The following is a 24,778-nucleotide window of genomic DNA, read 5'->3' as shown; positions in this document are numbered from 1 at the left end:
CAGCGCAAATTCGCTATTTACGTCTCCGTTACGCCGCCGCGGTGCGACGATCGCTGGGGGCACGTGCCGTCCGATCACGAGGTGGGCAGATGCATATCGCACGACGATCCGTATTGACCGTATTCGCGCTGCTGACCGCGGTGTTCCTGACCATCGCGTCGGTGCTGGGCATGGCCGTGGCGCTGGCCGCGACCGCCCTCATCGTGCCCGGGACCGGAACCCCCAAAGCGGGTGACGTGACGGACTACATGACCAATGCGCTCAAGTACTACATCGCGCCGTCGGACACCTGGTCGCCCTCCGGATGCACCACGACCGCCAACTGCAACCTGAAGCCCATCGACTATCCGGCCCAGTTCTGGCCCATTCCGCTTCCCGGCTGGGGCGGCCTCGACGGTGCCAAGTGGGACGTGTCGACCGGGGCCGGACTGTCCAATCTCAATTCCACGCTCGTGAACACGCTGGCCCAGAATCCGGCCAACGCCCCGATCGTCATCTTCGGGTACTCACAGGGCGGCAATATCGTCAGCCGCGAGAAGCGCAATCTCGGCTACCTGCCCAAGGACCAGCACTACCTGTCCTTCGTGATGATCGGAAACACCAACCGCCCCAACGGCGGCCTCTTCGAACGACTCGCCTTCCTCGGCCACGTCCCGATCCTGGACGCCACCTTCGGGCTGCCGGCCCCGACCGACACCTGCGATCACATCTGCGCCACCGACATCGCGTTCGAGTACGACGGCGTCTCGGACTTCCCGCTGTATCCGCTCAACGCGCTCGCGGCGCTGAACGCCATCGCCGGATTCTGGTACGTGCACGGCACGTATCTGTCACCGGACGGCAAGAGCACCCCCGACGAGCTGCCCGACGACTATACGCCTGCCGAACTGGCCGCCCAGATCGCCGACCCGGCCAACCAGACCGACTACGGCGACACCCGCTACATCACCATCCCGACCAGGACGCTGCCGCTCGTGCGCCCGTTCCTCGAGTTCGGTGGCTTCACCCACACCAGCTTCATCATCAAGCCCATCGTCGACCTGCTCGAGCCGGTGCTGCGGGTGCTCATCGACACCGGCTACGACCGCAGCCTCAGCCCGGGCGTACCGGCACCGTTCCGGCTGATCCCGCTCAACATCAACCCGGTCAAGCTAGCCGGCGACGTGATCAAGGCCCTCGGCGAGGGCGTGCAGGCCGCCCTGGCCGATATCGGTGTCAAGGTGCCCAAGGCCCCCCAACCGGTCACCACCACCCCGACCACCAGCCTGGCGGCGGCCAAGGACTCGACCGTCAACCTGACGGCCGCCAAGACCGCCGACACCGCCAAGACCGAAGACACCGCGATCGACACGACGAAGGCGGATACCACGAAGGTCGACAACCCGAAGACGGTGGCGGACAACACCAGTGCGGAAGCCGAACCCACCGACACCAAGACGACCGAACCCGCGGCCACACCGGAGCCGGTGCGGCCCAAGGTGCGCGGCCCGATCGGGGCAGGCCCGCTGGCCCAGCTGGTTCGGCAATTCGGCCAGGCACTGACCGGCAAGCACGGCGTCAAGGCCGCCGACACCACCAAGCCCGGCACCGAACCCGCGACCAAGCCGGAGAGCACACCCGACGGGACCGAACCGGACAAGACCGAAAAGCCCGCGGCCACCGCCGAATCCGACGCCTCCCAGCCCGCGAAGGACGACGGCGCGACGACGAAGGCGGCGGCCTAGCCGCTCGGGTAGTCGCGCAGGGTCGCGGCGAGCGAGACCGGCACCCGCCCGATGATCCTGGTGCCGTCGGCGGTGTGCTCGGTGCTCTCGATGCGGCCGTCGGCGTGCACCCGCGCCACCAGGTCGCCGCGGTCGTACGGAATGGTGACGTCGATCGCGGTGTCGGTCGGCTCGACCAGTGCGGCCATCCGACGGCGCAGCTGATCGAGCCCCTCGCCGGTGTGCGCGGACACGAACACCGCATCGGGCAGGGCCCTGCGCAGCTGCGCCAACGCCAGATCGCCTGCCGCGTCGATCTTGTTGATCACCAACAGTTCCGTCGCCGGCGCCCCGCCATGGTCGGCGTACACGTCGCGGATCACCTCGCGCACCGCGCTGATCTGCGCCATCGGATTGGCATCGGACCCGTCGACGACGTGCACCAGCAGGTCCGCGTCCACCACCTCCTCCAGGGTGGAGCGGAACGCCTCGACCAGCTGGGTCGGCAGGTGCCGGACGAATCCGACGGTGTCGGTGAGCACGAACGGGCGGCCGTCGTCGAGCTGTCCGCGCCGCGTGGTGGGCTCCAGGGTGGCGAACAGGGCGTTCTCCACCAGCACGCCCGCCCCGGTCAGCGCATTGAGCAGGCTGGATTTGCCGGCGTTGGTGTAGCCGACGATGGCCACCGACGGCATGTCGGCCGCGCGCCGCTTCCCCCGCTGGGTGTCGCGCACCTTCTTCATCTCTCGAATCTCGCGACGCAGCTTGGACATTCGCTCACGGATGCGACGCCGGTCGGTCTCGATCTTGGTCTCACCGGGACCGCGGGTGCCCACCCCGCCGCCCGCACCGCCGGCCCGGCCGCCGGCCTGCCGCGACATGGACTCACCCCAGCCACGCAGCCGCGGCAGCATGTACTCCATCTGGGCCAGCGACACCTGCGCCTTGCCTTCCCGGCTGGTCGCGTGCTGGGCGAAGATGTCCAGGATCAGCGCGGTCCGGTCGATCACCTTGACCTTGACCGCCTTCTCCAGCGCGTTCAGCTGCGCCGGGGACAGTTCGCCGTCGCAGATCACGGTGTCGGCGCCGGTGGCCAGCACGGTCTCGCGCAGTTCCTGTGCCTTGCCGGAGCCGATATAGGTCGACGGGTCGGGTTTGTCGCGGCGCTGGATCAGCCCCTCCAGGACCTCCGATCCGGCGGTTTCGGCCAGGGCCGCCAGCTCGGCCAGGCTGGCCTCGGCATCGGCGGCGCTGCCCTCGGTCCACACCCCGACCAGCACGACGCGTTCCAGGCGCAGCTGGCGGTATTCGACCTCGGTGATATCGGCGAGTTCGGTGGACAGACCGGCCACGCGGCGTAGTGCCGTGCGGTCTTCCAGGGCGAGATCGCCGGTGCTGGGGACGGAGTTCTCAGGTCGTGTCATGGGCGGCTTCCGATGGTGTCATGCCGGCCCGCGACGGTGCATCCGAATTTCGTCACGCCGGGTTGCGCCACCACTGGTCGGCGAGCTCGCCGGTCGCGACGAGTACGGACGGGCCGCGCAGAAAGCTGGTGGCCTCGGTGACGGTGACGGTGACCTCGCCGCCGGGAATGCGGACCCGCAGCGTGCCCGTGCTCTCCCCGGCATGTTGCAGGGCGGCGACCGCGGCGGCGACGGTTCCCGTTCCGCAGGAACGGGTTTCGCCGACACCGCGTTCGTGCACGCGCATCGAGACGGCGCCGTTCACCGGCTTGGTGAGCACCTCGACGTTGACGCCCTCGGGGAACTGTTCGGCGTCGAAGGACACCGGCGCGGCGACGTCGAGCACCGCCAGCGCCGTCGTGCTCAGATCCGTGACACAGGCCAGGTGCGGGTTGCCGACGTCGACGGCCAACCCGTCGAAGCCGCGGCCGGCGACCACCGCCGATCCGCTGCCCAGCACGTTGGCCTTGCCCATGTCGACGGTCACCTCGGCATCGACATCGTCGTGCCGGTGCACCACCACCGGGCGCGGCCCGGCCAGCGATCCGACCACGAACTCGTCGCGCTGCTCCAGGCCGGCGGCCCGCAGGTAGTGCGTGAACACCCGGACCCCGTTACCGCACATCTGGGCGATCGACCCGTCGGCGTTGCGGTAGTCCATGTACCAGTCACCCGCGGCCACCCCTTCGGGCAGCGCCGGGAAAACCCCGGCGGCCAGGGCGGCGCCGGCGGTGGTGACGCGCAGGACACCGTCGGCACCGAGCCCGCGGCGCCGGTCGCACAGGGCGGCGACGGCCTCGGGGGTCAGGTCCAGGGCGGCGTCGAGGTCGGGAAGCACGACGAAGTCGTTCTGCGTGCCGTGCCCTTTCGCAAACCTCACCTGTCCAGGATAGCGACCGCGGTATCGGCCAGGTCCGATGCCGAACCGTCGAGCCAGTTCACCCGGTGGTCCCGGCGGAACCAGGAGCGCTGCCTGCGCACGTAGCGGCGGGTGCCCATGAAGGTGGGAACACGAGCGGCCGAGCCGTCCCCGCCGGCGTCCAGGTCGGCCAGCACCTGCGCATAGCCCAGCGCCCGCGACGCCGTCACCCCGGTGCGCAGGCCCACCTCGATCAGGCCGGTGACCTCGGCGACCAGCCCCTCGTCGAACATCGCATCGGTGCGCTGCCGCAGCCGCTCGTCCAAAAGCTCGGTGTCCCAATCCAATCCGATGATCACCGTGTCCCAGCGCGGCGTGCCGATCCGTGGCGCCGACGCGGCGAACGGCTGGCCCGTCAACTCCACCACCTCGAGCGCGCGGACGATGCGGCGGCCGTCGGTGGCCAGGATCGAGGCGGCGGCCTGCGGGTCGACGCGGCGCAGCTCGTCGTGCAGCGCCGCCACGCCCACCTCGGCCAGCCGCGCCTCCCAGCGGGCCCGCACCGTGGGGTCGGTGGCCGGGAACGACCACTGGTCCAGCAGCGATTGGATGTAGAGCATCGAGCCGCCGACGATCACCGGCACCGCGCCGCGGTCCATGATCGCCTCGATATCGGCGGCGGCGCGTTCCTGGTAGCGGGCGACCGACGCGTTCACCGTGACGTCGAGGACGTCGAGCTGGTGGTGCGGGATGCCGCGGCGCTGCTCGACCGCCACCTTGGCGGTCCCGATGTCCATCCCCCGGTACAGCTGCATCGCGTCGGCGTTGACGATCTCCCCGCCGAGCCGCTCGGCGATGTCCAGCGCGAGCGCCGACTTGCCGGTCCCGGTCGGCCCGATCACGGCCACCGGTCGGGTCACGGTGCAGATCCCCCGGTCGCAGATTCCCCGACCGCCGGGGTCCACCCCGCCGGACGCCACACCCCGGCGAAGTAGCCGACGCCGTAGGGCGCACCCCGGTACAGCTCGATGGCCTCGGCGGGCGCGCCCAACCCGGCCAGCACCTGATAGGCCACCCGGCCGACCACGCCGGCGCCCACCCGGGCCAGTGCCGCGGTGTCGCCCGCGGCCAGTGCGTCGTCCAGCATCGCCTGCAGCGCAACCGAATCCGGGTCGTGCCCACCGGGCGCCGACGGGGTCAGGGTGTTCGCACCGTCGGCGACCACCAGCACCCCGACCGCGTCGGCGGCGGCATCGATCTCGGTGCGCAGGGCGCGGCCGGTGGCCACGGCGGTCGCGGCGTCCAGATCGTCGCGGTACACCCGGACCTCGGCCCGCGCGCCGGGTGCCGCCAACCCGCGCACCCAGCCGGCGATCAGCGCGCACAGCGGCAACTCGGTCAGGGCACAGGCCGCCCCCGGCGCGAGCTGCACCCGCAGGTCGACGCCGTAGCCGGCGAACGTGCCGACCGCGTCGGGCCCGATGAGCGCGTCGGCGCGGCCGGAGCCCACGACGATCCAGCGCGACGGCAACGCGGCGGCCGCGGTCCTGACGGCGGTACGCGCGTCGACGAGTTCGGCGGTCACGTCCGGGGCCGCTCCGGACAGCTCGGGCACCAGCACGGGAGCCGACGGGATCACGGCGATGGCGGCCAACACCCGGACCACGTTATCGCTACGGGCGGGCGGGCTCCTGCGCCCAACCGGCCTCGCCGCGGGCCAGCGCGCCGGTCGCGACCACCATGACCAGCACCGCGGCGATCAACGTGATCCAGCCCGCATCGCCGGGCCGCAGCGTCTCGCCGAGCACCACGATGCCCAGGATCGAGCCCACCACCGGTTCGGCGACCGTCATCGCCGGCAGCGACGCGGTGAGGGTCCCGGCCCGGAACGCCGCCTGCTGCCACCCGGTGCCGGCAACGGCCACCAGCGCCCACGCGTACAGCTCCGGGGTGCTCAGCACCGCCAGCGGGCCGTGTTGCAGGCGGTCGACCACCCCCTTGGTCAGCACCGCGAACAGTCCCCACATGGCGCCGGACACGCAGGCCAGCAGGATCGCACCCACCGTCCCCGACCAGATGCGCGCCCCGATGATGCACAGCACCAGCACCGGCCCGAGCACGGCCCCGACGGCCAACCACACCTGCACCGACGCCCGGGAGTGCCCCGCCGTCGGGTTGCCGACGGTCACGATCACCGCCACCGAGGCGGCCAGCAGCGCGGCCCAGGTCCATTCGAACCGGGTCACCCGCCGGTGCGTCAGGCGCGCGTTGATCGGCAGCGCGAACAGCAGCGAGGTCACCAGCAGGGCCTGCACCAACAGGACGGACCCGAATCCCAGCGCGGCGGCCTGCAGTCCGAAGCCGGCGCCGGCCACCACGCTGCCCAGCCACCACCGGCGATCGCGCAGCAGCCGCGCGAACAGCCGCAGGTGGCCGACGGATTCGTCGCTCACCTGCTGCGCCGAGCGCTGATGGATGACGTCGCCGACGGCGATGAAGAACGCGGCGCCCAGCGCCAACAGAGCGGCGATATCCGCTTTGTGCATCGGTGACTCCAAACCTCTCAGCTGGGCTGAGCGTGCCGTCAAGGATGGTGATCTCGCAACCGAGGGACCCGGTCCATGGCGAAGCCGTACGCACGTCGGGCGGTGACCTGCTTCAATAGCGGGCGGAAGCTATTGGCGCCGCGTCGCGCGGCAGGTGCGGGTCAGCCCGCGTGGAGGTGGAGAAAACCCATGACGACCAGCGATTCAGGCGCTCCCAAGCCCGCACCGCGCCCAGGTCCCCGGCCCGGCCCCCGGCCGGGCCCCAAACCGGCTGCCGCTGCCGCCGCGGCCCCGGCTGTCGTACCGCCCACCACCCCGGCCGTCGATCCGCACCGGTTCGGCCGCGTCGAACCCGACGGCACCGTCGTGCTGATCACCTCGGCGGGGGAACGCGTCATCGGGTCCTGGCAGGCCGGTGACGCCGAGGCCGCCTACGCCCACTTCGGCCGCCGCTACGACGACCTGCACACCGAGGTCGCCCTGCTGGAGACGCGCCTGGCGTCGGGCAGCGGCGATGCCCGCAAGATCAAGGCCGCCGCCGCCGCCCTGCTGGAGGGGTTGCCCACCGCCGCCGTGCTGGGCGACGTGGACGCGGTGCACGCCCGGCTGACCGCCATCGTCGAGCATGCCGGTGACGCCGCCGCGGCCGAGCGCGCCCGGCGTGACGAACACCGGGCCACCCAGACCGCGCGCAAGGAAGCGCTGGCCGCCGAGGCCGAGGAGATCGCCGCGAACTCCACCCAGTGGAAGGCCGCCGGCGACCGGCTGCGCGACATCCTCGACGAGTGGCGCACCATCACCGGGTTGGACCGCAAGACCGATGACGCGCTGTGGAAGCGGTATTCGGCCGCCCGGGAGGCCTTCAACCGGCGGCGTGGCTCGCACTTCGCCGAGCTGGACCGGGAACGGGTGGGCGTGCGGCAGGCGAAGGAAGCGCTGTGCGAGAAGGCCGAAGCGCTCAGCGATTCCACCGAGTGGGCCGCGACCGCCGCGACCTTCCGGGATCTGCTGGCGCAGTGGAAGGCGGCGGGCCGAGCCGCCAAGGACGTCGACGACGCCCTGTGGGCGCGTTTCAAGGCCGCCCAGGACACCTTCTTCGCCGCGCGCAACGCCGTCAACGCCGAGCGCGACGCCGAATTCGGGGCCAACGCCGCGGCCAAGGAGGCGCTGCTGGTCGAGGCCGAGGCCATCGACGTGAGCGACCCGGACGCGGCGCGGGCCGCGTTCCGGGCGCTCGGCGACAAGTGGGACGCCATCGGCAAGGTGCCGCGGGAACGTGCGGCCGAACTGGAACGCCGGTTGCGCGCGGTCGAGAAGAAGGTGCGCGATGCCAGCTCGGTGAGCCATGTGGATGCCGAGGCGGTGGCCCGCGCCGAACAGTTCCGCGAGCGTGCCGAGCAGTTCGAGAAGCAGGCCGAGAAGGCCGCGGCGGCCGGCCGCACCAAGGATGCCGAGCAGGCCAGGGCCAGCGCCGCGCAGTGGCGCGAGTGGGCCGAGACCGCGGCCGAGGCCGTCAGCAAGAAGCGCTGACCAGGCCCTCTAGTCGTCGCCCGCTTCGTCGCCGAGATCGTCGAGCAGGCCCTTGCTCTGGCGCTGGGCGAGGGCGCGACGGCGCTGTTCCTCGGCGGCCAACTGCACCGCGGTGCGTGACCACACCACCCGCGCCCAGTTGTAGGCCAGCAGGATCACCGCGATCCAGCCGATGATCAGCCCGATCCCGGGACCGGGGTGGCCGTGGGTGGCGGTCTGGCGCGACCAGACCGCCAACATGCCGGCCGGGCAGGCCACCGCGGTGCCCGCCAGCGCGATCCAGGCCAGCGTCCAGCGCCGGGTCAACAGCGCCAAGATGGAGAAGCCCACGCCGAAAACCAGTGCGAGCCAGACGAACACCCGCGACGGCAGGGCGACGCCGTCGCTGATGGCGGTCTGGTCGCCGACCAGCACGTCCAGCCCACGGGTGGAGCCCATATGCGGCAGCACGAAGGACAGCGCCACCACCAACACCAGCACGGCGACCACCACCGCGCGGGCGCCGGGGTCGATCTCGGCGGCGACGCGCCGCTCGGCGGCCTCGATATCGCCCTTGTAAGCCTCGAAATCCTTGTCGCTCATCGGGCACATCCCGACGTGGCCGCAGCCGCGGGGGGCGCGCCGACGCCCGGCATGCCCAGGCCGACACCGGTCACCGGGCGCTGCCCGGCGGCATGCGCATCACCGGCCCGGGTGCGGCGGTGGCTGCGCACGGCACCGTCTGCCGTCAGGTGATGCGGCGCGGCACCGGTGATCACGGTGGTGACGACGTCACCGGGACGGATGTCGGCCTGCCCCGGGGCGAAGTGCACCAGTCGGCCGTCGCGGGCGCGCCCGGACATCCGCGCGGTGGCGGCGTCCTTGCGGCCCTCGCCGGCGGCCACCAGGACCTCGACGGTGCTACCGATCTGCGCCTTGTTCTCCTGCCAGGAGATCTCCTCCTGCAGGGCGATCAGGCGTTGATACCGTTCGGTGACAACGGCTTTCGGCAGCTGATCGGGCAGCTCGGCGGCCGGCGTGCCGGGCCGTTTGGAGTACTGGAAGGTGAACGCGCCGGCGAACCGGGCCTGGCGCACCACATCCAGGGTGGCCTGGAAATCCTCCTCGGTCTCCCCCGGGAAGCCGACGATGATGTCGGTGGTGATCGCGGCGTGCGGGATCGCGGCCCGCACCCGGTCGATGATGCCCAGGTAACGCTCGGCCCGATAGGACCGGCGCATCGCCTTGAGAATCCGGTCGGAGCCCGACTGCAGCGGCATGTGCAGCGTCGGGCACACATTCGGGGTGGCCGCCATCGCCTCGATCACGTCGTCGGTGAACTCGGCCGGATGCGGTGAGGTGAACCGCACGCGTTCCAGCCCGTCGATGCGCCCGCAGGCGCGCAGCAGGTCGGCGAAGGCACCGCGGTTGCGCGGGATGTCCTGGTCGGCGAACGACACGCCGTAGGCGTTGACGTTCTGCCCCAGCAGGGTGATCTCGAGCACACCCTGGTCGACGAGGGTCTGCACCTCGGCCAGGATGTCGCCGGGCCTGCGGTCCACCTCCTTGCCGCGCAGCGACGGGACGATGCAGAACGTGCACGTGTTGTTGCAGCCCACCGAAATGGAAACCCATGCCGCGTAAGCGGATTCGCGTGATGCCGGCAGCGCCGACGGAAACTCCTGCAGCGCCTCGGCGATCTCCACCTGCGCCACCCGCTGATGGCGGGCGCGTTCCAGCAGCACCGGCAGCGAGCCGATGTTGTGGGTGCCGAACACCACGTCCACCCAGGGCGCCTTGGTCAGCACTGCGTCGCGGTCCTTCTGCGCCAGGCACCCGCCGACGGCGATCTGCATGTTCGGGTCGGCGCTGCGCCGCGGCGCCAGATGGCTGAGGTTGCCGTAGAGCTTGTTGTCGGCGTTCTCGCGCACCGCGCAGGTGTTGAACACCACGATGTCGGCGTCGGTACCGTCCGCGGCGCGGACATACCCGGCGGCGTCGAGCAGTCCGGCCAGGCGCTCGGAATCGTGCACGTTCATCTGGCAGCCGTAGGTGCGCACCTGGTAGGTGCGTGGGCGCGCGTCGGCGCCGGTGGACGCCTCGTCCTCGCGCGCCATCATCGAAGTCACGACAATCATGTTACGGGCGCGCCGATACGCCCCAAGCTGAGCGTTCCCTGGGTAGGGTCAGAGCCCATGACCACCGCGACCTCGGTCCCGATGATCTCGATACAGGACGTCGACAAGCATTTCGGCGATCTGCATGTCCTCAAGGACATCAACCTCGACGTGCCGCGCGGGCAGGTGGTGGTGATCCTCGGGCCGTCGGGATCGGGCAAGTCGACCCTGTGCCGCACCATCAACCGGCTCGAACCCATCGACTCGGGCACCATCTCCATCGACGGCCAGGTGCTGCCCGAGGAGGGCCGCAAGCTCGCGCAACTGCGCTCGGACGTGGGCATGGTGTTCCAGTCGTTCAACCTGTTCGCGCACAAGACAATCCTGGAGAACGTGGCCCTGGCCCCGATCAAGGTGCGCAAGACGGACAAGGACAAGGCCCGCACCGAGGCGTTGGCGCTGCTGGAGCGGGTCGGGGTGGCCAACCAGGCCGACAAATACCCGGCCCAGCTGTCCGGCGGGCAGCAGCAGCGGGTGGCGATCGCCCGCTCGCTGGCCATGCACCCGAAGGTGATGCTGTTCGACGAGCCGACCAGCGCGTTGGACCCGGAGATGATCAAAGAGGTGCTGGCGGTGATGACCGACCTGGCCACCGAGGGCATGACGATGCTGGTGGTCACCCACGAGATGGGGTTCGCCCGGCGGGCCTCCCAGCGCGTGGTCTTCATGGCCGACGGCGCCGTGGTCGAGGACGCCGAACCCGAACGGTTCTTCACCGATCCGCAGTCCAACCGGGCCAAAGACTTCCTCGGCAAGATCCTGAACCACTGATGCAACAAAAGGAGCGCTCCATGTCCCTGCGATTCCGGATGGTCACCGCCGCGCTGGTCGCCGCCGCAATGCCGTTCGCCCTGGCCGCCTGCGGCGGCGGTGACGACAGCAAGAAGGTGACCGTCGGCATCAAGTACGACCAGCCCGGGCTGGGGCTGAAGAACCCGGACGGCACGTTCAGCGGTTTCGACGTCGATGTCGCCACCTATGTGGCCGGTCAGCTCGGGTACAAGCCGGAGGACATCGAGTTCAAGGAGGCGCCGTCGGGCCAGCGCGAGAACCTGATCCAGAACGGGCAGGTGGACTACATCGTCGCCACCTACTCGATCACGGATGCGCGTAAGGAGAAGGTGGACTTCGCCGGGCCGTACCTGATCACCGGGCAGAGCCTGTTGGTGAAGGCCGACAACACCGACATCACCGGTCCGGAGTCGCTGCAGAACAACAAGCGGCTGTGCTCGGTCAGCGGGTCCACGCCGGCGCAGCGCATCAAGGACAAGTACCCGGGCGTGCAACTGCAGCAGTACGACACCTATTCGGCGTGTGTCGAGGCGCTCAAGACCGGCGCGATCGACGCGGTCACCACCGACGAGGTGATCCTGGCCGGCTACGCGGCCCAGAGCCCCGGCACCTTCAAGATCGTCGGCAAGCCGTTCTCCGAGGAGCGCTACGGCATCGGCCTGAAGAAGGGTGACACCGAGCTGCGCACCAAGATCAACGACGCCATCACCAAGATGGAGACCGACGGCGCCTGGAAGGCGGCGTTCGACAAGAATCTCGGACCGGCCGGTATCACCGCACCCGCGCCGCCGACCGTCGACAAGTAGACCGCGCAGGGCCCGTGGCGATCTTCACCGAATACCAGGACCGGATCTTCGCCGCGTTCTGGATGACGATCCAGCTGACGGTGTACTCGGCCATCGGCGCGCTGGTGCTGGGCACCCTGCTGGCAGCGATGCGGCTGTCCCCCGTTCCCGTGATGCGGGCGCTGGGCACCGGTTACGTCAACGTGGTGCGCAACACCCCGCTGACGTTGATCCTGGTGTTCTGCTCACTGGGGCTGGGTAACACCTTGCACATCACGCTGGCCGATCCGCTGTCGCCGACATCGATCGCCGACAGCGGGTTCCGGCTGGCGGTGCTCGGCCTGACCGTCTACACGGCGTCCTTCGTCTGCGAGTCCATCCGGTCCGGGGTGAACACGGTGCCCATCGGACAGGCCGAGGCGGCCCGCTCACTGGGCCTGACGTTCGGGCAGAACCTGCGGATCATCTTGTTGCCGCAGGCTTTTCGCGCGGTGATCATCCCGCTGGGTTCGGTGCTGATCGCGCTGACCAAGAACACCACGATCGCCTCGGCGATCGGCGTGGCCGAGGCGGCGCTGCTGATGAAGGAGATGATCGAGAACACCGCGGCGCTGCTGCTGGTCGGCTCCATCTTCGCCGCCGGGTTCGTCATCCTGACCTTGCCGATGGGGTTGCTGTTCGGGTGGTTGGGCAAGCGCTGGGCGGTTTTGCGATGAGCGGGGCATCGGTCCTCTACGACGCACCGGGGCCGCGGGCCCGGGTGCGCAACATGATCACCGCCGTACTGACGGTGCTGGTGTTCGCGGCGATCCTGGGCTGGGTGATCTGGAAGTTCGCGGCGGCCGATCAGTTCACCGCCGCCAAGTGGGAGCCGTTCCTGACGGCCAACCTCTGGAAGAACTACATCCTGGAGGGCGTGCAGGGCACGTTGACGGCGGCGGCCCTGTCGATCGTGCTGGCGTTGGTGCTCGGGTGCGTGCTGGGCGTGGGCCGGTTGTCACCGGTGCGCTGGATCAGCTGGACGTGCGCGACGGTGGTCGAGTTCTTCCGGGCGGTGCCGGTGCTCATCATGATGCTGTTCGCGTATGCGTTGTTCGCCGAGTACGACGTGTTCCCGTCCAAGCAACTGGCGTTGGCCGGCGTGGTGACGGGCCTGACGTTGTACAACGGCGCGGTGATCGCCGAGATCGTGCGCACCGGTGTGCACGCGCTGCCGCGCGGTCAGGCCGAGGCCGCCTCGGCGCTGGGCCTGACCTGGTTGCAGACCATGCGTTCGATTCTGTTGCCACAGGCCATCACCTCGATGCTGCCGGTGCTGGTGTCCCAGATGGTGGTGGTGCTCAAGGACACCGCGATCGGGTACCAGATCACGTTCATCGAGATGGTGCGGCAGGGCACCAGCGTGGGCACGTCGTACGGCAACCTGATTCCTGCGCTGATGGTGATCGCCGTCCTGATGATCAGCCTCAATTTCGGGCTGTCCTGGTTCGCGACCTGGTTGGAGGCGCGGCTGCGCCGGTCCAAGAAGGGCCCGGAGCCGGTGACGCCGAAGGAGTTCGTACAGGACGGCTCGGCGGTCTAGTCGGCCGGGCACGGTCTGGCCCGATCCGGTTGCGTCAGCGTTGATCGGAGTCATCGGGTTCTTCCCCGCCCGGCCGTCGCTTGCGACGCCCGGCCGGACCTGGCCAGAGCAAACCGACGAGCACCAGTGCCAGCAACAGGGCTCCCCCGGCAACGGAGAGCTCTGGACGAACGCCTGGGATGGTCAGCGTACCTGCCAGGAACAGGATCGGCGGGAGCACCAACATCTGCTGATACGGGGTGAATCCCAGCCAGCGGCCGGGACGGGGCCGGCGCTCGCCGCGGTCGCCCTTGTTCGGATCAGACATGATTGCCTTCCTTCCCTTCTCGCTTGACCGCGGTGATCAGTAGATATTCCGCCGGATACACGACCCGCCCCGACACGGAACTCCGATTCCACCGCTCGAGCAGATCCAGGAGTTGCGTGTCCAATTCGGCGACGCTTTCTGGTTTGTCATGGTTGAACCGATAGGCCGCGATGATCGGTCCGTAATTGCGCTTCCAGTACTCGCGAAAATCCAGCGGGGTACCGCTCCGGTCCATCAGAACCACCTGCCGCCGTGTCTTCAGGTCGATGAGCCTGTCTCCGAACAGATTGCGCACATGCTGTTCGTCGCCCCACATCGGGGGCGCGGCCGCGGCCGGCGACGCCGTCGGCGCGTACGGTCCGATCGTCGAGAGCATCGCACCGATGAACCCGTCCGGCGTCCAGTTGATCATCCCGATCGTTCCGCCATGCCTGCACACCCGGATCAGCTCATCGGCCACCGCTCGGTGGCGCGGTGCGAACATCACCCCGACACAGGACATGACCACGTCAAAGCTATTGTCCGCGAACGGCATCGCTTCGGCGTCCGCCTCCACCCACTCGAGGTCGACATTCCGCAGCGTCGCGATCCTGCGCCCGGCCTCGAACAACTCCGGTGTCAGATCGCTCGCGGTGACGATGCCTCCCGCCGCGGCGGCGGGAATGGCTGCGTTACCCGTGCCCGCCGCGACATCGAGCACACGATGGCCGGGGCGGATGTCGCAGGCATGGACCAGTTGCGGTCCCAGTTCGGCTATGAGCTCAGCAGCGATCGCCGGGTAGTCACCCGACGCCCACAACGCGCGGTGCTTGGCCTTGAGCCGCCGGTCGTCGTCGGCAACGGTCGGGATCGGTTCTGTCGCACTCATGCACCCGACAGTGGGCCGATGTCCTTAGCGAAAAGTTGCACCACTGTGAAACATCGAGGTCAGCGTGATTTTGGCGCGACCCGGACATTCCAGGGCGGCACCGTTTCGGGTGGCCAGAAGTGAGTCCGGGCCGATGATCTGCGGCTTTCACGACTGCTTCAGCGGTGAGCAACGACGTACCGGCAGGGTCATGCCGTCAACAACGAGGGCGCATGCCCACAGTCTGAGGGGATCAGCGATGAGTGGAATCAAACAATTCGTATCGGTGGTGGGCGGCGCGGCCGCGTTGGCAACGGCCGTCGGTTTGACCGCCGGTGTCGCCACCGCCGCGCCGGCGCAGACCGACGGTGCGATGTTGTACGTCTGCCAGGATCTCGGGAACCCCAGCAGCTACCGGATCACGGTGAAGGGTGTCTACCCGATGCAGCAGCCCGACGCGGCCGGTTACCTCATCCACATGAACGACGGAAATCATCCCGGTGGCCCTGGCCCCGGTGGTCTCCGGGTGCAACTCAAGGCCGACGACACCGGCGACCATTCTGATCACGACATCGGCTACGGCTTCTACCCGACGACGCAGACCACGAGCGAGGGCTACCTCCAGGCGGGTCCGGGAGGCCTGGAGTACCGCCGCGAAATGGTGGTTCCGCGGCCGAACTTCAACGAGGACCACAAGCAGCCCGGATCCGACGACGACGTCGACGAGGTCTACGCCGTCGCTACGTTCCGCGACGGTGACGGCGGCGAACGTCGCGCCGTCACACAGGTGATCACCCGCAGCTTCGAGGTCGCAGGCGTCTGCGACGGCTGCTGCAACTGATTCGAACCCGCACCAGACCAGGAGCACACCACCATGAACGCGAGCAACCGACTGACGACGCTCGGCGCAGCCGCCACCGCCCTTGTCGCACTGGCCCTGCCGGTTATGGCACCGGCGGATGCCGCCCCCAAGCCGAGCGGCGCAACCCTTTTCTTGTGCCCGGATTTCGGGAAGCCCGGCTACTACCGCGTGACGATCAGGGGCGTCTTCCCGATGTCCCAGGCCGACGCCGAGGGATACCTCATCCACATCGATGACAATCCGGCAAAACCGGGCCACATGAAGTACTACCTCCAAGACGATGACGGCAACGGCCACGAAGGCGACACCAGCATTGCCTACCTTCAAGTCCCGCACCGGCATTCGGATCCCGGTGGCTTTCTCAGGGCGGGTCCTGGCGGACTGGAGTACCAACGTGAGCTGTCGGTATATGCATATGAACTCGACGCCGACGGAACCAAGTGGTACGACCCCGACAGGGTCACCGGCGAGGATTTCGACGAAATCTATGCCGCCGCGACATTCGTCGATGCTGACGGCGGGGCGAGAACTCAGATCAGCCAGGAGATAGTCAGGGACTTCGGGGCGCCCGGCATCTGCGACGGGTGTTGCTCCTAGTCGGCCTCAACGATGCGGTGGAGCGCCGTCCGCGTGTAGTCGACGATGTCGTCGTCGCTCATCCCGACGCTGTCTGCACCGTTCATGGCGGCCAGCTGGGCGGCGCTCAGCGGTGACGCCCGGCCAGACGCAACGACCGCGCGGTGTAGCGCCGCCGCTTCCCGGGCGGCACCCACTCGGCAAAGAAATCGCGTCACACGTCGCAGGTTTTCCCACTGTAGAGGCATCACCCGACCCGGTCCACCGACAACGAACAGATCCAGCGTGCCGAGGAAGTCTCGTGCCGCCGCGGTCACGTCGCCGTGCACGGTGTTGATGGTGGCCGACTCCATCATGGCCATGGCGATCAGCCAGTTGTTCTCGACCGCGGCTGCCAGGCCTCTGGCTTCGGCCAGGATCTTCAGCGCCCGGTCCGGGTTCGTCTCGGACAGGGCACGGCCCAGCGCGGATCCGGCCAGTGACCGCGCCGTCGGATTTCCCGTGGCCTCAGCGATCCGCATCGCCTCCTCAGCGGTCGGTAAGGCAGCACTCAGCGTCCCCATCTCCTGATGCCCGAGCGTGATTCGCTCCCCCGCCAGGACCAATCTCAGGGGATCGGTGTCCTCTTGCGACTCGTGGAACAGCTCCTCGAAGTAGGCGGTGCTCGTGATCGCGTCGCCTTCGTTCATCACGACATCGGCGAGCACATCCGCCGGATGAGCGAGGTAGGAGACACCGGGTGCCGGCTCGCGGCCCTCCGCCAGCGAGATGATCGCCCGTGCGTGGCCGAAGTCCCCGAGCACCTGGTAGCCGCGAGCGACAGTGCCGACAGCTGCCGGGAAGAGGGGGTGGTCGCGGTCGGCGGCCTGGACTGCCCGTTCCACCCAGTCCATCGGGACATATCCGATACGAAGGTGAATCTCGGGCAGTGACGTGACCAATCGAAGCGCAAGGTCGATGTCGTGACGCGCCATGGCGAATTCGAATGCAGTGCGAAGATTGTCGAAATCCGGTGCGACAAAGGTCGTTCCGGCCCTCGGCAGTAGCCGCTGCACCCAGGCCGCCTCGTCGGGCCCACGCATACCCACCGAGGCGCGCTCGACCAGCTCGACGAAGTAATGTGCGTGGCGCGACGCAGCGTCATCGACGGTTCCATTGTCCCGCAGACGTTGCAGTCCGTAGGCACCCAGCGTCGTGAGGACGTCGTACCGGGTACCGGCAGGGCCACTGCGTACCACGACCATCGACTTGTCGACCAAGCTCATGAGCATGTCGAAGGCGTCGTCGTCGGTGATGCCGTCAGCGGCGCACACGCCATGGAGCGCGTCGAGGTCGAACCCGCCGGCGAACACCGACAATCGCGCAAACATCTTCTGTTCGGCGTCGGACAGCAGGCGGTAGGACCAGTCGATGGTCGCCGCGACGCTGTGCTGACGTGGGTGGGTACCCCGACTGCCGCCGCTGAGCAAGCGGAGTCGATCCAGGCGGCGGGCGATATCCAAGCTCGACATCGCACGCACCCGCGCCGCAGCCAACTCGATGGCCAGCGGTACCCCGTCGAGCCGTCGGCATATTTCGGCGACCGCGCCCACCGGTTCTCGGTCGGGGTTGAAGTCCGGCCGGCTGGCCCTGGCCCGATCGACGAACAGCTCCGCGGCATGCTCCTCGGACAAGGGATGCACCGGCACGATGCGCTCACCTTCGACACCGAGCGGTTCTCTGCTGGTGGCCAGTACCCGCACCCCGGGGCATTCGTGGATGATCCGGTCGATCAGTTCGGCCGCCGGCGCAAGCACGTGCTCGCAGTTGTCGGCGACCAGAAGTAAGTCCAGCGGACGGAGATGTTCGACCACGGCATCGTCGACATCCTGGCCGTAGCCGGCCCGCACCCGCACGGCGGCCGCCACGGCACGCCCGATCGCCGAGCCATCGCTCAGCGGCGCCAACTCGCAGACCCAGACGCCGTCAACGAAGTTGTCCTGCGCGCGGGCTGCCGTCTCGAAGGCGAGCCGGGTCTTGCCGACACCTCCGACGCCGGTGAGGGTGACGACGGGTCCGTCGCGCAACCCGGCAATCACCCGAAGCACATCACCGTCTCGGCCGATGAGTCGCGTCCTCCGGCGAGGTACCACCGGTTCGGCCGCCGCAGACTGCGTGACGCCGAGATCCGCGGTGGCCGGCGGTACGGCCGGCTCGACCGGACGCATCGGATCGCCGTCCAGGATCTGCTGCTGCACAGCCTGCAACGCCGGGCTCGGGTCGACACCCAGCTCCTGGACCAGCCGTTCGCGCATCCCGCGATAGGTGTCCAGGGCGGCGGCTTGCCTACCGCTCCGGTACTGCGCCAACATGAGCTGACCGGCGATCCGTTCGTCGAGTGGATGCGCGTGCAGCGTCGCTGCGAGGTCGTTGAGCAACTCACCGTGGCGGCCGGCGTCGAGCGCCGCGTCATTGCGGTCGAGGACCGCCGAAAGCCGCTCGGCCTCAAGTGAAGTCCGCACCTCATTTGTCCACGGGGTGTCGAGCGTGGCGAACGGCGCACCGCGCCACAACTGCAGCGCCGCGTCGAACATGGCGGCCGCGTCGGCTCGGTTCCGCGCCGCCCTGGCCTGCGACACCATGTCCCGAAATCGATGGAGATCCACGGTCTGCGCATCGACTTGGAGCATGTAACCGCCGGGGCCGCGGACAATCCGCGCCCCGTCGTGGCCGGCGACGAGCTGCCGCAGCCGAGAGATATAAGCAGCCAACGCATTACGCGCCTTTTGGGGCGGCTCGTCGGACCACACCCGATCGATGAGCGTGTCGGCCGATACCGGACGATTGACATCGACGAGCAACGCCACCAGCACGCACCGCTGTCGCGCGTGGCCTGCATCGAGGCCCCGGCCATCGACCACGACCTCGACCTCGCCGAGCAATCGAAACTCCGCCGTCATCGCCGTACAGCGTCCCCCAAGTTTCGGCTCGGCGCCCGGCAATCGCCGCAATCATTGCCGGGCGCCCCCGAAGATCAGGCGTCGCCGTCGGCGCCGTTGTTGCCGTTGCCGTTGTTGCCCTGGCCTCCGGCGCCGCCGGTACCGTTCGGCCTGCCGCCGTCGCCACCGTCGCCGCCCTTCGCGGTACCGGTCGTGGTTGTCGCGTTTCCGCCGTCACCGCCCCGTCCACCGGTGCTGAACGTGCCTCCGTTGCCACCGTGCCCGCCCCCGCCCGCCTTCGCCGCGCCTGTGGTCGACGACGCCGAGCCGCCTTTGCCTCCCGCACCGCCCTGGCCGACTCGCGAGTTCGCGCCCGAACCGCCATAGCCGCCGCTGCCGGTGACGCCGGCACCCCTACCGCCATTACCGCCGTCGCCCCCGGTTCCCGAGAATCCGCCGTCGCCGCCTGGCCCGCCGCTACCGCCGACGCCCTCCCCTTGGCTGCTCGCGCCGCTGCCACCGTCTCCACCGCGACCGCCCACCCCGAACAGCGTCCCGGCCTTGCCGCCACGCCCGCCGGAGCCGCCCACAGCGGTCCCGGAGTTGGTGGCGTTGCCGCCGCGCCCGCCGTCGCCTCCGTTACCCGCGATGACGCCGCCATTACCGCCGGCACCGCCGGGGTGACCCATACCGCCATCGGCCGATGTCGCGTTGGCGCCGGCACCCCCGTCGCCTCCGTTCCCGAACATCCCGGCGTTGCCACCATTTCCGGCCCCCTGGGTCGCCGTGGCATCACCGCCCCTGCCGCCGTTCCCGAAGAGCAGTCCACCGCGTCCCCCGTTCTGACCCGGACCGCCATCGGCACCGTTACCGATCAACAAGCCGCCGTTCTCGCCGGGCTCGTCACCGTTGCCGATGAAGATGCCGATGATGTCGCCGAGGTGACTGCCACCAAAGGTCGGCTGCAAGGCAGTCGTCGCCCGTCCGGCATGGTTGGCGCCGGCCCCTGGTGTCACCGCGGCGGTTGTCGCGGGCCCGAACACCATCGCGGTGTGCCCGACCACGCGGGCCCGCGCGTTGGCCATCCCAGCTGCGGAGGCGTCGACGGGGCCGTCGAGAACTTCCGATAACTGTTGTCCTGCAACCGGTTCCACAGCCGACAACACCCAGGGTGACGCAGGCTGCATGGCCGGCGGAATTGTCTCTGCCGACGCCAGTCGCACCACCGCGGGGCCGAGGGACAGAACCTCAGCGTGGCCTGCGGTGCGTGGTTGGGAATCCGGTGGCGCCAACGACGCCGGCGCGATCGCACATCCCACGCCCAAAGCGATCGCGAGCGCGCCCACGCGCCCGACCGCCCTCGTCTCCACCAGCATTGTCGTCTCCGTTCCTCATCCGGCCGTTGCCCGACGACCGCCGGACGGTACAACCGTGCGCCGATGGCGTTGCCTGAAGTTGAAGCAGTTGTGAAACGGCCCGGGAACAGCGCGAAACCGGCGCGAAGCGCCGCCACATGCGACTCTGAGCTGCGGATTTCAGGATTTGGTCAGCATTCCGAGAACGGCCGCCGACATTGTTTGTGGCACGCGACGACCGTCGCGGACCGTCGACCCAGTCATGGAGGACCAATGAAGCGCTACATCATCGAGCGGGAGATCCCAGGCGCCAGTGAGCTGACCGAATCGCAACTGGCAGAGATCGCCGCCACATCCAACGGTGTTGTCGAAACCCTCGGGGTGCCCTACCGGTGGATCACCAGCTACGTCGCCGGCGACAAGATCTACTGCCTTCACGAGGCGCCCAGCGAGGAGGCGATCCGCGAGCACGCTCGGTGTGGCGGCTTCCCCGCCGACACCGTCGCGGTGGTGACCACCGAGTTCGGACCGCACTCCGCCGATTCCGCGGCGCGATAGGCACCACAGGCCGCTCGAGTGACGCCGGTCACAGCAAGGAATCTTCCCGACCTCGCGCCGCTTGACTCCGTCATGACCACCACAACTGCACCACTGTCCGGCAAACGCGCCCTCGTCACCGGCGGGTCGCGCGGCATCGGCGCCGAGATCGTCCGGCGGTTGGCCGCCGACGGCGCGTCCGTCGCTTTCACGTACAACTCCTCCCCGGAGCCGGCCGAGGCGCTGGCCGCCGAACTCGACGCGACCGGCGCGAAGGTGGTGGCCATCCAGGCCGACAGCGCCGACGCCGACGCGGTCAATGCGGCCGTCGACCAGACCGTCTCGCGACTGGGTGGCATCGACATTCTGGTCAACAATGCCGGCATTGCGACCGCCGGCCCGATCGAGGAATTTCCGCTCGAGGAGTTCGACCGGCTCATCGCGGTGAACGTACGCGCTGTATTCGCGGCGATCCAGCGAGCGATTCCACACCTGGACGAGGGCGGCCGGATCATCACGATCGGCAGCGTGAATGCCGATCGAGCGCCCATGGCTGGACTGTCGGTGTACGCGCTCACCAAGGCGGCGGTCGCGGGCCTGACGCGCGGGCTGGTCCGGGAACTCGGGCCGCGCGGCATCACGGTGAACACGATTCAGCCCGGCCCGGTGGCCACCGATATGAACCCCGAAGAAGGCGGGTTCTCCGACCAGGTGCGACCGTTCATCGCGGTCGGCCGCTACGGTCAGCCCAGCGACATCGCCAGCGCCGTGGCTTATCTCGCCTCACCGGAGGCCAGCTATGTCACGGGCGTCACGTGGAACATCGACGGAGGATTCGTCATTTAGGACGCGATTCGCGTCTAGACGGCCCGCCGCGCCTGCTCTTGGGCCAGTTGCGTTTTGACCACGTCGAAGGCCATGGTCTGGCTGTAGCCCCTGCGGGCCAGCATGCCGACCAGACGTCGGGTGACCTTGGCTTCGTCGTCGAGGTTTTCCCGGCGCAGCTTGGTGGCCACCAGCCGCTCGGCCTGCACCTGCCACTCCCCCGCGTCGACGCCGTCGAGGGTTTCGGCGATGACGTCTGCATCGACACCTTTGGTGCGCAACTCGGCGAGCAAGGCGCGCTTGCCTTTTCCGGCATTGGTTCGCCGGCTGCGGACCCACTCGGCGGCAAATGCGGCGTCATCGACCAACCCGACCTCGACCAGCCGGTCCAGCACCCGGGCACTGACGTCATCGGGGTAGCCGCGCTTGGTCAGCGCGGCTACCAACTCGGCCCTGGTGCGGGCCCGCACGGTGAGCAGGCGCAGACACACGTCCCGCGCCTGCTCCTCGCGCTTGGGTCCCTCAGCGGGCCCGGTCTCAGAAGTCGACCGGGGCGGGCAGAACGTCATCGTCGGTCACCACGGCACCGATGCCGAGCTTCTCCTTGATCTTCTTCTCGATCTCGTTGGCCACATCGACGTTCTCCAGCAGGAACTTTCGGGCGTTCTCCTTGCCCTGCCCCAGCTGCTCGCCGTCGTAGGTGAACCACGAACCGGACTTGCGGATGAAGCCGTGCTCGACACCCATGTCGATGAGCGAGCCCTCCCGGCTGATGCCCTGGCCGTACAGGATGTCGAACTCGGCCTGCTTGAACGGCGGGGACACCTTGTTCTTGACGACCTTCACCCGGGTGCGGTTACCCACCGCGTCGGTGCCGTCCTTGAGCGTCTCGATCCGCCGGACGTCCAGGCGCACGGAGGCGTAGAACTTCAGCGCCTTACCACCGGTGGTGGTCTCGGGCGAGCCGAACATCACGCCGATCTTCTCGCGCAGCTGGTTGATGAAGATCGCGGTGGTGCCCGAGTTGTTCAGCGCACCCGTCATCTTCCGCAGCGCCTGGCTCATCAGGCGGGCCTGCAGACCGACGTGGCTGTCGCCCATCTCGCCCTCGATCTCCGCACGCGGCACCAGCGCGGCGACCGAGTCGATGACCAGGATGTCCAGGGCGCCGGAGCGCACCAGCATGTCGGCGATCTCCAGGGCCTGCTCACCGGTGTCGGGCTGGGACACCAGCAGCGCATCGGTGTCCACGCCGAGCTTCTTGGCGTATTCCGGGTCCAGCGCGTGCTCGGCGTCGATGAACGCCGCGATACCGCCCGCGGCCTGGGCGTTGGCCACCGCGTGCAGCGCGACGGTGGTCTTACCGGAGGATTCCGGTCCGTAGATCTCGATGACCCGGCCCCGCGGCAGGCCGCCGATACCCAGCGCCACGTCCAGGGAGATGGATCCGGTGGGGATGACGGAGATGGGCTGGCGCACCTCCTCGCCGAGGCGCATGACCGAGCCTTTGCCGTAATTCTTCTCGATCTGCGCCATCGCCAGTTCGAGCGCTTTTTCGCGGTCGGGAGCCTGTGGTGCCATGGTGATACCTCTCCGGTAGTCGTTCGGTTGACCGGTGTTCCGGTCGGTTGACTGCGACATTAGGGCCAGCCACCGACAAGTCAGCTCAGTCGAACGCTCACCACCCTAACGAACAGGTGTTCGAAGGCAAGTGAGACACGCCGGGGAAGCACCTCCCGTCTCACCACTGTTCGCGCGGCACCTCGAAGTCGGCGCACAGCGCCCGCCACACGTCCCGCGGCTCGACACCGGCCTCGATGGCCTGTGCGGCGGTGCGCCCCATCCCGCTCAACACGTGGTCGACGAGCACCGAGGCGCCGTATGCCGAGCCGAACTGAGCGCTGACGCGTTCGTGGAATTCGGTGAGCCGCACGCCACCCAACCTACCCAGCCGCCGACAGCGCGTCATGGCACACCCGTACCGGATCGGCCACCTCCGCGAGGCCGGCCGCCGCCCGCCGGGCCGCCGCGCGGTGGGACGGTCCGGACAGCACCTCGGACACCGCCGCCGCCAGCGACTCCGCCGTCAGCGGCCGGACAAACGGCCCGCTGCCTTGGCGCGCAACACGATTGGCGATCTCCCACTGGTCACCGCCACCGGGCACCGTCACCAGCGGCACGCCGTGCAGCAGCGCCTTGGACACGATGCCGTGCCCACCACCGCACACCAGCACATCGGCCTTGGCCAGCAGGTCGTCCTGGCGGCCCAGGCCGACCACCGCCCACGGCGGGACGTCCAGTTCGGCGCCGCCCAGCCGGGAGATCACCACCCGGGTGCCGGCGGGCACACTGCGCCCCGGGGTCAGTGCCGAGAGCGCCAGTTCGGCCAGCCCACCGGCCCCGGTGGTGGCCGTCGACGGCGCCACCGCCACCAGCGGCCCCGCCCCTGGCGGCGGTTCCAGCACGTCGGCGGTCGGCTCGAAATGCAGCGGTCCCACCACCACCGCCGCGGCGGGCCAATCCGGCCGGGGTACCTCCAGGGCGGGCAGCGTGGCGATGAGCATGCGCAGCGGACCCGGGTCCGGCCCGGGCAGCCCGATCCCGAGCCGCGCCTGCGCCCGCTGCCGGTCACCGTCGCGCACCGATCGGGCGGTCAGCGCCCGCAGCACCGTGTCGCGGACCCGGCCGCGCAATCCGGTACCGGGTGCCAGCCCGCTGCCCAGCGGCGGCAGCCCCTTCGACGGCCGGTACAACGGATGCGGATCCAGCTCCACCCACGGCAGTCCGAGCAGTTCGGCGGCCAGCCCACCACACACGGTGATGACATCGGAGACCACCAAATCGGGTGCCAGCGAACGGATTACGGGCACATTGTCGAGCGCCATGCGGGCCGCACGCCGGTGGATCTTGGCCCCGGCGTCACCGTCGTCGTCGCCCTCGCGAACATCCAGACCGGCCAGCGGCACCGCGTCCACCCCGGCGGCGCGCGCGGTGGGCAGCCACCGCTCACCCGTCAGCAGGGTCGGGACGTCGCCGGCGGCCAGGAATCGCAGGCACAGCGCGATCGCCGGGAACGCATGCCCGGGATCCGGCCCGGCCACCACCGCGACACGCACGCGCCCACCCTGCCACACC

At 69.2% G+C, this 24,778-nt stretch carries 25 protein-coding genes; 10 read left to right on the top strand and 15 right to left on the bottom strand.

Annotated elements, in window-relative coordinates:
• Nucleotides 1–89 precede the first annotated feature (89 nt).
• Nucleotides 90–1,724 carry a PE-PPE domain-containing protein gene (locus BN977_RS27955; protein WP_051561952.1) on the top strand — a complete coding sequence of 545 codons (1,635 nt, stop codon included), beginning with the start codon at nucleotides 90–92 and terminating at the stop codon, nucleotides 1,722–1,724.
• On the opposite strand, the gene hflX is transcribed toward BN977_RS27955, so the two are convergent.
• Genes hflX through BN977_RS27930 form a run of 5 tightly spaced genes read right to left on the bottom strand, consistent with a single transcriptional unit; the run spans nucleotide 1,721 to nucleotide 6,571 of the window.
• Nucleotides 1,721–3,127 (bottom strand): GTPase HflX, encoded by a 1,407-nt coding sequence (gene hflX / locus BN977_RS27950; RefSeq protein ID WP_024449741.1) that lies wholly within the window; start codon nucleotides 3,125–3,127, stop codon nucleotides 1,721–1,723. The genes BN977_RS27955 and hflX overlap by 4 nt on opposite strands.
• Before the next feature lie 52 nt (nucleotides 3,128–3,179).
• Entirely contained in the window at nucleotides 3,180–4,046 is an 867-nt protein-coding gene (dapF, locus tag BN977_RS27945) for a diaminopimelate epimerase (protein ID WP_024449740.1), read from the bottom strand.
• Complete coding sequence (miaA, locus tag BN977_RS27940) at nucleotides 4,043–4,945, bottom strand: tRNA (adenosine(37)-N6)-dimethylallyltransferase MiaA (RefSeq protein WP_024449739.1); 903 nt, start codon at nucleotides 4,943–4,945, stop codon at nucleotides 4,043–4,045. The genes dapF and miaA overlap by 4 nt, the downstream gene beginning before the upstream one ends.
• Nucleotides 4,942–5,682 carry a class III extradiol ring-cleavage dioxygenase family protein gene (locus BN977_RS27935; protein WP_024449738.1) on the bottom strand — a complete coding sequence of 247 codons (741 nt, stop codon included), beginning with the start codon at nucleotides 5,680–5,682 and terminating at the stop codon, nucleotides 4,942–4,944. The genes miaA and BN977_RS27935 overlap by 4 nt, the downstream gene beginning before the upstream one ends.
• A gap of 16 nt (nucleotides 5,683–5,698) precedes the next feature.
• On the bottom strand, nucleotides 5,699–6,571 hold the full coding sequence (locus BN977_RS27930) for a DMT family transporter (protein WP_024449737.1): 873 nt from the start codon (nucleotides 6,569–6,571) through the stop codon (nucleotides 5,699–5,701).
• 189 nt (nucleotides 6,572–6,760) lie between these two features.
• Here BN977_RS27930 and BN977_RS27925 point away from each other — a divergent pair, with 189 nt between their 5' ends.
• Nucleotides 6,761–8,101, top strand: a complete 1,341-nt coding sequence (locus tag BN977_RS27925) for a DUF349 domain-containing protein (RefSeq protein ID WP_024449736.1) — start codon at nucleotides 6,761–6,763, stop codon at nucleotides 8,099–8,101.
• Nucleotides 8,102–8,110: 9 nt separating this feature from the next.
• Here BN977_RS27925 and BN977_RS27920 read toward each other — a convergent pair whose 3' ends face one another.
• Both BN977_RS27920 and miaB read right to left on the bottom strand, forming a co-directional pair.
• On the bottom strand, nucleotides 8,111–8,683 hold the full coding sequence (locus BN977_RS27920; RefSeq protein WP_407661214.1) for an Rv2732c family membrane protein: 573 nt from the start codon (nucleotides 8,681–8,683) through the stop codon (nucleotides 8,111–8,113).
• Entirely contained in the window at nucleotides 8,680–10,200 is a 1,521-nt protein-coding gene (miaB, locus tag BN977_RS27915) for a tRNA (N6-isopentenyl adenosine(37)-C2)-methylthiotransferase MiaB (protein ID WP_036403167.1), read from the bottom strand. The genes BN977_RS27920 and miaB overlap by 4 nt, the downstream gene beginning before the upstream one ends.
• Nucleotides 10,201–10,299: 99 nt before the next feature.
• Here miaB and BN977_RS27910 point away from each other — a divergent pair, with 99 nt between their 5' ends.
• The 4 genes from BN977_RS27910 to BN977_RS27895 are packed head-to-tail and all read left to right on the top strand — an operon-like array spanning nucleotide 10,300 to nucleotide 13,416.
• A complete protein-coding gene (locus BN977_RS27910) occupies nucleotides 10,300–11,028 on the top strand; it encodes an amino acid ABC transporter ATP-binding protein (RefSeq protein ID WP_036404620.1) in 729 nt (242 codons plus the stop codon).
• A gap of 20 nt (nucleotides 11,029–11,048) precedes the next feature.
• Nucleotides 11,049–11,855 (top strand): glutamate ABC transporter substrate-binding protein, encoded by an 807-nt coding sequence (locus BN977_RS27905; protein WP_024455560.1) that lies wholly within the window; start codon nucleotides 11,049–11,051, stop codon nucleotides 11,853–11,855.
• Between the two features lie 14 nt (nucleotides 11,856–11,869).
• Nucleotides 11,870–12,550 carry an amino acid ABC transporter permease gene (locus tag BN977_RS27900; protein ID WP_024455559.1) on the top strand — a complete coding sequence of 227 codons (681 nt, stop codon included), beginning with the start codon at nucleotides 11,870–11,872 and terminating at the stop codon, nucleotides 12,548–12,550.
• On the top strand, nucleotides 12,547–13,416 hold the full coding sequence (locus BN977_RS27895; protein WP_024455558.1) for an amino acid ABC transporter permease: 870 nt from the start codon (nucleotides 12,547–12,549) through the stop codon (nucleotides 13,414–13,416). Before BN977_RS27900 ends, BN977_RS27895 begins: the two co-directional genes overlap by 4 nt.
• Nucleotides 13,417–13,450: 34 nt before the next feature.
• Here BN977_RS27895 and BN977_RS32730 read toward each other — a convergent pair whose 3' ends face one another.
• A complete protein-coding gene (locus BN977_RS32730; protein WP_131590229.1) occupies nucleotides 13,451–13,723 on the bottom strand; it encodes a hypothetical protein in 273 nt (90 codons plus the stop codon).
• Nucleotides 13,716–14,591 (bottom strand): class I SAM-dependent methyltransferase, encoded by an 876-nt coding sequence (locus BN977_RS27890; protein ID WP_191262570.1) that lies wholly within the window; start codon nucleotides 14,589–14,591, stop codon nucleotides 13,716–13,718. The genes BN977_RS32730 and BN977_RS27890 overlap by 8 nt, the downstream gene beginning before the upstream one ends.
• A gap of 238 nt (nucleotides 14,592–14,829) precedes the next feature.
• On the opposite strand from BN977_RS27890, the gene BN977_RS27885 reads away from it, so the two are divergent.
• Nucleotides 14,830–15,411 carry a hypothetical protein gene (locus BN977_RS27885; protein ID WP_036403163.1) on the top strand — a complete coding sequence of 194 codons (582 nt, stop codon included), beginning with the start codon at nucleotides 14,830–14,832 and terminating at the stop codon, nucleotides 15,409–15,411.
• Nucleotides 15,412–15,444: 33 nt separating this feature from the next.
• Nucleotides 15,445–16,029 (top strand): hypothetical protein, encoded by a 585-nt coding sequence (locus BN977_RS27880; RefSeq protein ID WP_036403161.1) that lies wholly within the window; start codon nucleotides 15,445–15,447, stop codon nucleotides 16,027–16,029.
• Here BN977_RS27880 and BN977_RS27875 read toward each other — a convergent pair.
• Nucleotides 16,026–18,947: an AfsR/SARP family transcriptional regulator gene (locus BN977_RS27875; protein ID WP_036403159.1), complete on the bottom strand. Its 2,922-nt coding sequence runs from the start codon at nucleotides 18,945–18,947 to the stop codon at nucleotides 16,026–16,028. The genes BN977_RS27880 and BN977_RS27875 overlap by 4 nt on opposite strands.
• Nucleotides 18,948–19,021: 74 nt before the next feature.
• Nucleotides 19,022–20,011, bottom strand: coding sequence for a PGRS repeat-containing protein (locus tag BN977_RS33540; protein ID WP_051561950.1), 990 nt, complete (start codon nucleotides 20,009–20,011; stop codon nucleotides 19,022–19,024).
• A 543-nt stretch (nucleotides 20,012–20,554) separates the two neighbouring features.
• Between BN977_RS33540 and BN977_RS27865 the strand changes: the two genes are divergently transcribed.
• Both BN977_RS27865 and BN977_RS27860 read left to right on the top strand, forming a co-directional pair.
• Complete coding sequence (locus BN977_RS27865; RefSeq protein WP_024455552.1) at nucleotides 20,555–20,839, top strand: DUF4242 domain-containing protein; 285 nt, start codon at nucleotides 20,555–20,557, stop codon at nucleotides 20,837–20,839.
• Nucleotides 20,840–20,911: 72 nt separating this feature from the next.
• Complete coding sequence (locus BN977_RS27860) at nucleotides 20,912–21,664, top strand: 3-oxoacyl-ACP reductase family protein (RefSeq protein ID WP_036403157.1); 753 nt, start codon at nucleotides 20,912–20,914, stop codon at nucleotides 21,662–21,664.
• A 14-nt stretch (nucleotides 21,665–21,678) separates the two neighbouring features.
• Here BN977_RS27860 and recX read toward each other — a convergent pair whose 3' ends face one another.
• The 4 genes from recX to BN977_RS27840 form a co-directional block, all read right to left on the bottom strand.
• Complete coding sequence (gene recX / locus BN977_RS27855) at nucleotides 21,679–22,212, bottom strand: recombination regulator RecX (protein ID WP_036403154.1); 534 nt, start codon at nucleotides 22,210–22,212, stop codon at nucleotides 21,679–21,681.
• Nucleotides 22,181–23,224 carry a recombinase RecA gene (recA, locus tag BN977_RS27850; protein ID WP_024455549.1) on the bottom strand — a complete coding sequence of 348 codons (1,044 nt, stop codon included), beginning with the start codon at nucleotides 23,222–23,224 and terminating at the stop codon, nucleotides 22,181–22,183. The genes recX and recA overlap by 32 nt, the downstream gene beginning before the upstream one ends.
• Nucleotides 23,225–23,384: 160 nt before the next feature.
• On the bottom strand, nucleotides 23,385–23,576 hold the full coding sequence (locus BN977_RS27845; RefSeq protein ID WP_024455548.1) for a DUF3046 domain-containing protein: 192 nt from the start codon (nucleotides 23,574–23,576) through the stop codon (nucleotides 23,385–23,387).
• Between the two features lie 10 nt (nucleotides 23,577–23,586).
• On the bottom strand, nucleotides 23,587–24,759 hold the full coding sequence (locus BN977_RS27840; protein ID WP_036404612.1) for a glycosyltransferase: 1,173 nt from the start codon (nucleotides 24,757–24,759) through the stop codon (nucleotides 23,587–23,589).
• Between the last annotated feature and the right edge of the window lie 19 nt (nucleotides 24,760–24,778).

It is taken from the genome of Mycolicibacterium cosmeticum (genome assembly GCF_000613185.1).
GTDB classification, from domain to species: Bacteria; Actinomycetota; Actinomycetes; order Mycobacteriales; family Mycobacteriaceae; genus Mycobacterium; species Mycobacterium cosmeticum.
This window is presented reverse-complemented; position numbering and strand designations above follow the sequence as displayed.